Origin of the sequence: Microbispora sp. ATCC PTA-5024, assembly GCF_000511135.2 — a bacterium.
Taxonomy (GTDB): domain Bacteria; phylum Actinomycetota; class Actinomycetes; order Streptosporangiales; family Streptosporangiaceae; genus Microbispora; species Microbispora corallina.
Genome location: NZ_KI866524.1, coordinates 1 through 9,774, shown reverse-complemented (window position 1 = coordinate 9,774; position 9,774 = coordinate 1). Strand labels below are relative to the sequence as shown.

General features: G+C 70.8%; 7 protein-coding genes. 5 read left to right on the top strand and 2 right to left on the bottom strand.

The window, feature by feature from the left end:
• Positions 1–273: 273 nt before the first annotated feature.
• From MPTA5024_RS20750 to MPTA5024_RS20730, 5 genes are all read left to right on the top strand, one after another.
• On the top strand, positions 274–1,362 hold the full coding sequence (locus tag MPTA5024_RS20750; protein ID WP_051458464.1) for a glycoside hydrolase family 18 protein: 1,089 nt from the start codon (positions 274–276) through the stop codon (positions 1,360–1,362).
• A gap of 393 nt (positions 1,363–1,755) precedes the next feature.
• The gene (locus MPTA5024_RS20745) at positions 1,756–3,111 is read left to right on the top strand and encodes a cellulose binding domain-containing protein (protein ID WP_036327100.1); all 1,356 of its coding nucleotides are present in this window, start codon (positions 1,756–1,758) and stop codon (positions 3,109–3,111) included.
• Positions 3,112–3,116: 5 nt separating this feature from the next.
• Positions 3,117–4,715 carry a chitinase gene (locus tag MPTA5024_RS20740; RefSeq protein ID WP_051458463.1) on the top strand — a complete coding sequence of 533 codons (1,599 nt, stop codon included), beginning with the start codon at positions 3,117–3,119 and terminating at the stop codon, positions 4,713–4,715.
• Positions 4,716–4,741: 26 nt separating this feature from the next.
• Positions 4,742–6,214: a carbohydrate-binding protein gene (locus tag MPTA5024_RS20735; RefSeq protein WP_036327094.1), complete on the top strand. Its 1,473-nt coding sequence runs from the start codon at positions 4,742–4,744 to the stop codon at positions 6,212–6,214.
• Between the two features lie 286 nt (positions 6,215–6,500).
• Entirely contained in the window at positions 6,501–7,832 is a 1,332-nt protein-coding gene (locus tag MPTA5024_RS20730) for a hypothetical protein (RefSeq protein WP_036327091.1), read from the top strand.
• 3 nt (positions 7,833–7,835) lie between these two features.
• Here the strand turns inward: MPTA5024_RS20730 and MPTA5024_RS20725 are convergent, their stop codons facing one another.
• Positions 7,836–8,246 (bottom strand): hypothetical protein, encoded by a 411-nt coding sequence (locus tag MPTA5024_RS20725; RefSeq protein ID WP_036327089.1) that lies wholly within the window; start codon positions 8,244–8,246, stop codon positions 7,836–7,838.
• A 55-nt stretch (positions 8,247–8,301) separates the two neighbouring features.
• Positions 8,302–9,375 (bottom strand): AI-2E family transporter, encoded by a 1,074-nt coding sequence (locus MPTA5024_RS20720; RefSeq protein ID WP_036327087.1) that lies wholly within the window; start codon positions 9,373–9,375, stop codon positions 8,302–8,304.
• Between the last annotated feature and the right edge of the window lie 399 nt (positions 9,376–9,774).

Below are 9,774 nucleotides of genomic sequence, written 5' to 3'. Positions count from 1 at the left end.
CGGCCGCTACGCGCGGCTCGCCGCCGCCTGGACGGGCGGCCGCGCCCAGAGGCCGCGGGCCTGGCATTTCATGAAAGTTGCAGGCCGCATGGGTGTGACGCAGATCACATGTCCGGCCTGGAACGTGCCCTGCTGCGGCATGAGCCAGGGCTAATCCGCCGTTAAGGTTGCGCTCCTTGTTGGCCCGGCACGGACGCCGTTACGCTCCCCCGACATTCCTCTCCTTTCACTCGCGTCCCGTCAAGGGGCGCCCGCATATCCGGAGCCATCCCCATGGAAGCGATCACGCGTGGCGCCTTCGCGGCCGTGGTCCTGGCCGCCGTGCTGTTCTCGTTGTTCGTCGCGTGGTACGAGCCGGCCCGGGCGACGGAGACCGCCGAGCCGGCCGCGAGGAGCACGCTGCTGGTGACCCGGGCGAGCCGGGCGCCCGGCCCCGCCGCCCCGCCGGTCGTCCAGCCCGCCGCCGCGGCGGAACCGGCCCCCGACCCTGTCGTGACGGTCACGGTGACCGTCACCCCGGCGCCGGCCCCCAGCCCCACGCCCTCGGTGACGCGGCGGCCGGTGAAGGTCGGCTACCTCGCCCAGCGCGGCGCCTACGGCGCCACCGACACGGTCAGGAGCCTGGAGACCAGCGGGACCGCCTCCCGGCTGACCCATCTCAACTACGCCTTCGCCAACATCGACCCCGACTCGCTCACCTGCCTGAGCGGGGTGACGGCGCCGGCCCGGCCCGACCCCGAGGACCCCGACCAGGGCGACGGCGCGGGCGACGCCTGGGCCGACTACCTCAGGGGCTTCTCGGCCGCCGAGTCCGTCGACGGTCTCGCCGACCCGCCGGACGCCGCCCTCGCCGGCAACTTCAACCAGCTCAGGAAGCTCAAGGCCCGCCACCCCGGCCTGAAGGTCCTCATCTCGATCGGCGGCTGGACCTACTCCAAGTACTTCTCCGACGCGGCGCGGACGCCCGCGAGCCGGCAGCGGTTCGTGCGGTCCTGCCTGGACGTCTACATCAGGGGCGACCTGCCCGTGGCCGGCGGCCGGGGCGGCCCGGGCAGCGCGGCCGGCGTGTTCGACGGCGTCGACGTCGACTGGGAGTGGCCGGGCGCCGAGGGGCACGCCGGCAACCACGTGAGCCCCGACGACGGACGCGACCTGGTCGCGCTGCTCGCCGAGTTCCGCGCGCAGCTCGACGCGCTCGGCGAGGCGGACGGGCGGCACTACCTGCTCACCGCGTACGTGCCCGCGGACCCCGGCACGATCGAGGCCGGCTTCGACCTCGACCGGATGGCCGGCCTCCTCGACTTCGAGAACGTCCAGGGCGCGGGGGTGCACGCCGTCCGCGACGGCGCCGTCCTCCTGTGACCGTTCTCCTGTGACCGCCCTCCTGACCGCACACACTCGCCTTTAGCCCGACGCGCCCTCCCTGTGATCCCGCGCGCTCTCCGCTGACCCCGCGCCGTCCCCGATCCGTCACGCAACGCCGCCGTAACCCGTGCGGCGGCCCTGACCTGGCCTGACAGAGGCCGTCAGAAACACCTTCGGTTTGGGCCTTGTGGACCGTGTTCCCTGGGGCTACGATCCGAACAACTCTTAGGAAACTTTCCTAAAAGTAATAGCCTTTCACCCGATCCTGCGTCCCGTCACCAGACGCCCTCGAGTGCCGTACGGCTGGCGCCGTCTCATCGGCCGCCTCCGTCAGGCGTCAGCCGTACGGATCCATGACCTCCCCCTTCACCCCCCACACGAGGTTGTGACATGCAGATCAGGTTCGTCTGGCGTGCTCTCGTGGCGCTCGCCGCGGTCGCGCTCGCGCTCGTCGCCCTGCCGGCCCAGGCCGCCACCGCCAAGGCGGTCTTCTCCAAGGACTCCGACTGGGGCTCCGGCTACCAGGCCAGATACACGATCACCAACACCGGGACGTCGGCGATCTCCGGCTGGACCGTGGAGTTCGACCTGGCCTCGGGGTCGTCGGTCGGGTCCTACTGGGACGCCCTGATGACGAAGTCCGGCACCCACTACACGTTCAAGAACCGGGAGTACAACGGCTCGCTGGCCCCCGGCGCCTCGGCGACGTTCGGCTGGGTGAACAGCGGCGCCGCCGTCCCGGCGAACTGCACGCTGAACGGCGGCTCGTGCGCCGGCGGCACCTCGCCGTCCCCGTCGCCCTCGCCCTCGCCCTCACCGTCGACCTCACCCAGTCCCTCCACGTCGCCCACCGCGCCGCCGCCCAACCCCGGCTCGATCAGGACCGCGCCGTACGTCGACATGGGCTCCTGGCCGACTCCGAGCCTCACCGCGATGGCCTCGGCCTCCGGCCTCAAGAACTTCACCCTCGCCTTCATCACGGCCTCCGGCTGCAAGGCCATGTGGTTCAACGCGTACGACCCCCGGCAGCAGTGGGCCAAGGACCAGATCGACGCGATCCGGGCGGGCGGCGGCGACGTGAAGATCTCCTTCGGCGGCGCCACCGGCATCGAGCTGGCCCAGGCCTGCGGCGACGTGACCTCGCTGTACAACGAGTACAACGCGGTGGTCAACGCGTACGGGCTGAAGTACATCGACCTCGACATCGAGGGGTCGGCCTCGGCCGAGCCGGCGTCGATCGCCCGCAGGTCGCAGGCCCTGGCGAGGCTCCAGCAGGCCCACCCCGACCTCAAGGTCTCGCTCACGCTCCCCGTGCTGCCGAACGGCCTCACGGCCGACGGGGTCAACGTCGTGAAGTCCGCCAGGGACGCCGGCGTCACGCTCGACGCGGTCAACGTCATGGCCATGGACTACTACCAGTCCGTCGACTACGGGGACGCGGCCGTGCAGGCGGCCAACAGCACCTTCGCCCAGCTCAAGACCCTCTACCCGAGCCTGTCCGACGCGCAGGTGTGGCGGATGGTCGGCGTCACGCCGATGCTCGGCCAAAACGACGACGGCCACGTCTACAACCAGGACGACGCCCGCCAGCTCGTGACCTTCGCCAAGGGCAGGCACCTCGGCCTGCTGGCCTTCTGGGAGCTCACCCGCGACCGCAACGCCTGCACCGGCGCCCTCTACATGTGCACCAACGTCGCCCAGTCGCCGTACGAGTTCTCCAAGATCTTCGCTTCGTACACGGGATGACCTCCATGAAGAGAACGATCGGGCTGGGCGCCGTGGCGTCCCTCGCCGCCGCGGGGCTGTTCACCGGCGCGCTGACCGGCACGGCGTCCGCGGCCGACATCCTCGGCAATCCGGGGTTCGAGTCGGGGCTGTCGGGATGGACGTGCTCCGCGTCGTCGGGGGCGCAGGCGGTGGCCGGCCCGGTGCACGGCGGGACGCACGCGCTGTCGGCGACGCCGGTCGGCAGTGACTACGCCCGCTGCCAGCAGACCGTCGCCGTGAAGCCGTCCACGACGTACGCGCTGTCGGCCTGGGTCCAGGGCGCCTACGTGTTCCTGGGCGTGACGGGGACGGGCACGTCGGACGCGCAGACCTGGGCGACGCCCGGCGCCACGTGGAAGCAGCTGACCACGTCGTTCACCACCGGGCCGTCGACCACGAGCGTGACCGTCTACGTCAACGGCTGGTACGGCCAGGGCGCCTACTACGCCGACGACGTCGTGCTCGACGGCCCCGGCGGGGCGAGCCCCTCACCGACGCCGACCCCCACTCCGACGCCCACTCCGACGAGGACCCCCACCCCCACGCCGACCCCGACGCCTCCTCCCGGCGGCAAGCGGCTGCTGATCGGCTACCTGCACGCCTCGTTCGCCAACGGCTCGGGCTACGTCCGGATGGCCGACGTCCCGAACGACTGGGACGTGATCGACCTCGCCTTCGGCGAGCCCACCTCGGTGACCTCGGGCGACATCCGGTTCACCCGGTGCCCGGCCTCCGAGTGCCCGAACGTCGAGAGCGACGCCGACTTCATCGCGGCCATCCGCGCCAAGCAGGCGGCCGGGAAGAAGGTGCTGATCTCGATCGGCGGCCAGAACGGGCAGGTCCAGCTCACCACGGCCGCCGCCCGCGACACGTTCGTCCAGTCGGTGAGCGCCATCATCGACAGGTACGGCCTCGACGGCCTCGACATCGACTTCGAGGGCCACTCGCTGTCGCTCAACGCGGGTGACTCCGACTTCAGGAACCCGGCCACCCCCGTGATCGTGAACCTGATCTCCGCCCTCAGGACGCTCAAGGCCAGGTACGGCGCCAGGTTCGTGCTGACCATGGCCCCGGAGACGTTCTTCGTCCAGCTCGGCTACCAGTTCTACGGTCCCGGCCCCAACGGCTCGGCCGACCCGAGGTCGGGCGCCTACCTGCCGGTGATCTACGCGCTCCGCAACGACCTGACCCTGCTGCACGTCCAGGACTACAACTCGGGGCCGATCATGGGCCTGGACGACCAGTACCACACGATGGGCGTGGCCGACTTCCACGTCGCCATGACCGACATGCTGCTCACCGGCTTCCCCGTGGCCGGCGGGGCGACCTTCCCCGCGCTGCGCCCCGACCAGGTGGCGATCGGCCTGCCCGCCGCTCCCTGGGCCGGGAACGGCTTCACCACCGTCGCCGACGTGCAGAGCGCGTTCGGCTGCCTGGCGAAGGGGACGGGCTGCGGCTCCTACCGTCCGCACGGCGTCTTCCCGGGACTGCGCGGCCTGATGGCGTGGTCCGTGAACTGGGACAAGTTCAACAACTTCGAGTTCTCCCGCAGCCACCGGGCGTACCTCAACTCCCTCGGCTGACCACCCCCCACCCCCTGCGAGGTTCCATGAAACTCCGGTTCACCACCGGTGTCCGGGCGGCCGTGGCCGTCCTGGCCTCCCTCACCATGGCCGCCGCCGGCTTCGCCGCCGGCACCTCCGGCGCCTCGGCGTCCGCGGCCCCGGCCGGCCTGGTCATGCTCGCCTACCCGGCGTGGGCGCCGAACACCTGGTACGCCATCGGCGCCCGGGTGACGTACAACGGCGTCGACTACGAGTGCATCCAGGCCCACACCTCCCTTACCGGCTGGGAGCCGCCGAACGTCCCGGCCCTGTGGAAGCCGGTCTCCGGCGGCGGCACGCCGACGCCCACCCCGACGCCGACCGCCGGGACGCCGGGCAAGCCGGGCACCCCGAGCGTCACCGGCACCACGAACTCGTCGATCTCGCTGTCCTGGTCGGCGTCGAGCGGCACGGTCACCGGCTACCGCGTCTACGAGGGCTCCAGCGTGAGGGCCACGGTCACCGGGACCAGCGCGACGATCTCCGGGCTCGGCACCTGCACCACGCACACCTACACGGTCAAGGCGTACAACTCCAAGGGCGAGTCGGTCGCCAGCGGGTCCGCGACCGGCAGCACCTCGGGCTGCACCGGCGGCGGGGGCGGCAAGCTTCCCGGCGCCCCGTACCTCTACGAGGGCTGGGGCAACCCGCCGAACCCGGCCACGGTCATGAGCGCCACCGGCATCAAGGCGTTCACGATGGCGTTCATGCTCTCCGGCGGCGGCTGCACCCCGGCTTGGGACGGCTCCCGCCCGCTGACCGGCGGCGCCGACGCGAGCGCGATCTCCCAGATCAAGGCGGCAGGCGGCAACGTGCAGATCTCGTTCGGCGGCTGGCAGGGCAACAAGCTCGGCCCGAACTGCTCGTCGTCGTCGGCGTTCGCCTCGGCCGTCCAGCAGGTCGTCAACGCCTACAACCCGGCCGCCGTCGACTTCGACATCGAGAACTCCGACGAGTTCGAGAACGAGGCCGTCCAGGACCGCATCCTCGGCGGGCTGAAGATCGTCAAGCAGAACAACCCGAACGTCAAGGTCGTCGTCACCTTCGGCACCAGCACCACCGGGCCGACCTACTACGGCACCCGGCTGATCAACCAGTCGAAGGCGCTCGGCGTCACCATCGACAACTACACGATCATGCCGTTCGACTTCGGCGGCGGCGCGAACATGTACCAGAGCACGGTCAACGCGGCCGAGGGCCTGAAGAACGCCCTCAAGTCGGCGTGGGGCTGGTCGGACGCCACGGCGTACGCGCACATGGGCATCTCGGGCATGAACGGCCTGTCCGACCAGCAGGAGGTCACCTCGGTGGCCACGTGGACGCAGATCCGCGACTACGCCAAGTCGAAGGGCCTCGGCCGGCTCGCCTTCTGGGCCGTGAACCGTGACCGCGGCTGCGCCGGCGGCGGCGTCGTCTCGAACTGCAGCGGCATCGCCCAGTCCGACTGGGACTTTACCAAGGTGACCGCGGGCTTCTGACGCTCCGCCTCCGAGGTCCGTGAATGAGCCGGCGGCCGGCCCGGCAGGTACGCCCCCCTACCTGCCGTGCCGGCCGCCACTTCGCGTGGGGGCGAGCAGCCCGATCAGCATGCCCACGAACATGGCGACGGCGAGGGTCGTCCAGAGGCGAATCTTCATCGAGGTCTCCTGTTTGTTACGCTGCGTTGTCAGGATAGCGCGGAGCGTAACCGATTGCGACCGTTAGGCAAGAAATCTGATGTCAAGTCGCCTCTTCCCAGGTTTGTCGGGCACTCTTGACATCGTCATGGACTACGCGATCCCCACAGCCCTCGTCCTCGCCGCCGGCGTCGTGCTCGCCATCGTGGCGCAGTGGAAGGGCTGGCGTCCCACGCTCGCCGTCACGCTCGCCGTCGGCATCGGCGTCCGTGTGCTCATCCTCGTGCTCTCCGCCAGGGACACCTGGCAGCCCGTCGACTACGTCAACAGCTTCCAGCCGGCCGGGCAGGCGATCCTCGACCACCGCGACCCCGTGCTGGAGAGCAACGGCGGCTGGCACTTCCTCCCCACGATCCCCTACGTGTACGGCCTGCTGCTCTGGCTGCACATCCCCTGGGCGGTCGCCGGGCGGCTCGTGACCGTGGTCTCCGACATCGCGTTGATCCCGCTCGTGGGCAGGCTCGCCGGCGGCCCCGCCGCGCGGCTGCGCGCCTTCCAGTACGCGTGCAACCCCCTGGCCATCCTCGTGGCGAGCGTGCACGGCCAGGTCGAGCCGGTCTCGCTCGTGTTCGCCGTCGCCGCGTACGTCGTGGCACGCGGGCCGGAGGGCTGGCGGCCCCCGGCGACGCTGCCGTGGAGCAGCCCCCGCGACTTCGTGCGCCGGTTCACCCACCCCCTGGACGAGGACCGGGCGGCGACCGCCCGCGCCCTGGGCGCCGGGCTGCTCATGGGGCTCGCGCTGTGCGCCAAGAGCTGGCCGGTCATCCTGGTGCCGGCCATGCTGATGCTGCTCCCGGGCCTGCGCTCCCGTGTGGTCTCGCTCGTGGCGACCGGCGTCCCGCCCGTGTTCTTCCTGCTGACGCTGCCGGTCGCCGGGTTCACCGACTGGAACAAGCTGCCCGAGGTGCTGAACACGATCGGCCTGCGGCCGAGCGACGTGCGCCCCATCACGGGCGACTGGGGCTGGACGACGCTGGTGAGCGGCGGCAACTGGAACCTCGACCCGGCCCCGGCCAGGATCGGCCAGTACCTCATCTACGCCGCCGTCGCCGCCTGCCTCGTCTGGTGGCGCAAGGCCGATCCGATCGACGTCACGATCGCGATCCTGCTGGCGTTCATGATCTTCACGCCGCGCCTCGGCGCGCAGTACCTGATGTGGTTCATGCCGTTCCTGGTCGCCCGGCCGACCCGGTGGGCGTGGCCCGCGATCATCGGCAGCACGTTGTGGGCGTCCGTGGGCTACCTGGTGCTGACGCAGTTCCCCGGGCCGAAGTGGTACGAGCTCCACTCCCCCTGGGCGCTGAGCTCGCTGCTGGTCCTGCCGCTCCTCGCCGCGGCGCTCCCGTGGCGGCGCACGCGCCCGCTGGACTCCGGCCAGACGAGCGTCCGCAGCACGCCCGTCCCGGTGGGGAACCCCTGACCGCTACGTCACGATGAGGCGCACCAGATGCCCGTGGCTCTTGAAGCCCGGCGGGTCGCCGTCGAGGACGCCGGTGACGCACTCGAACACGCCGGGCCCGGCCTGCCGCACGTAGAAGGCCGGCTCGGCGACGGCGGACAGCAGGCGGACCACCTCGCGGTGCACGTGGACGCCCTCCCGGTCGCCGGACAGCGACACCGTCACCTCGTAGACCCCGTCGTCGAGGAGGCGCTCGCCGATCAGGAGCCACTCCGAGCCGCACGCCCGCCGCAGGTGGGGGAGCAGATGCACCTCGGGCTGCTCGGTGACCCAGCCGTCCCGCCGCATCGCGTCGAGCAGGGCGGTCACCTGAGGCTCCATCGCGGATCCGTCCGCGATGCCGGTCCCGCGCTCGTCGACGTCCCATCGCCGCATGTCACCGAGACTAGCGCCGCGCCGCCGCCCGCCCGGCGCGGCGCGCGTACGGCGGTTACTCGGCGCCCTTGCCCTCCGCGGGCGTCCCGCCCCGGTCCGGAAGCCGCCCCGAGATGAGGGCGGCGGCCCAGGCGCCGGCCGGGTCGCTGTCGATGAGCAGGGCGCGGACGAGGAGGCTCAGCGGAATGGCGAGCAGCGCGCCGAGCGGCCCCAGCACCCACGCCCAGATGATCAGGGACAGGAACGTCGCCGTGGTGGACAGCCCCACGGCGTCCCCGAGGAACTTGGGCTGGATGAACGACTGGATCACCACGTTGATCGCCAGATAGGCGGCGATGACGAACAGCATCGTCTTCGGCCCGCCCTCCAGCAGGCCCAGCAGGGCGGGCGGTATCAGGCCGAGGATGAAGCCGATGTTCGGGATGTAGTTCGTGATGAGGGCGAGCACCCCCCACAACAGGGGGAGCGGGACGCCCAGCACGTACAGCGCCGCGATGTCGAGAACGGAGCAGATCAGGCCGAAGACCGTCGACACGATCAGGTAGCGGCGCGTCTTGTCCGTGAACGTCATCAGGGCGCGGGCCATGGCGGGGCGCTCGACGGCGGCGGCGTCGACGATCCGGGCGAACACCGGCGCGTCGAGGCTCATCGCCAGCAGCAGCACCACGATCAGGAACAGGCTCGACAGCACGCCGAGGAGACTGCTCAGAACGCTCTGCGCGAGCCCGATCACCTTGCCGGCGTCGAACGACGCCAGCGCCTTGTTCAGCTGTTCGCTCCCGTAACCCAGGCCCGCCGCCCAGCGCTGCAGGTCCGCCACCATCGCGTTGAACTGCGTCGCGTACGTCGGGGCGAGGATCGCGACCTGCGCGGCGGCGAAGGAGAGGATCGCGACCATGCCGAGCAGGACGATCAGCACCACCGCCAAGGGGACGGCCACCTGCACCCACACGGGAGCCCGGTGCCTGGCAAGCCAGCCGCGCAGCGGCGACACCGCGATGACGAGGGTCAGGGCGAGCAGGACCGGGCCGAGGATGGAGCCGACCGCCTGCATGCCGGCGAGCGTGACGACGGCGGCGGCGGAGCCGAGGAGAACGACCAGGGCGCGAGGGAATCCCTGCTGAATCACGTCCCGTTCCTACCCTTTCTAGGAGGTTGGACCAGTCCTAGCATGACCCGCGCCTGCCGTCCCCTGAGTCGGCGGAGCCGGGGAATGAATCGCGTCCGCGGCCCGTTGGACCCCCTCGCGTCCCTGGCTTGTCCTGGTTCCTCCCACATGGGCGACCTGGGGGAATAGAGCTGGCTTGAGGGGCGTTGTTCGCTTGTTGGGTCTGGTGGTGTTCCAGGCCTGGTAATCTTGTCGTGTCGGCGCGGTTCGGCGCCCCTCTCCTCGATCATCTCGATGGTTGTGTGGTGGGCGTGCGTTCGCGTCCGGCAGCCCCTGTGACTGTTCGGCTGAGGCCCCGGTTTGTACCGGTCGTCGGAGTCGGGTAAGTTAGAGGGGTTGTCCTGGAAACGGGACGGTCGG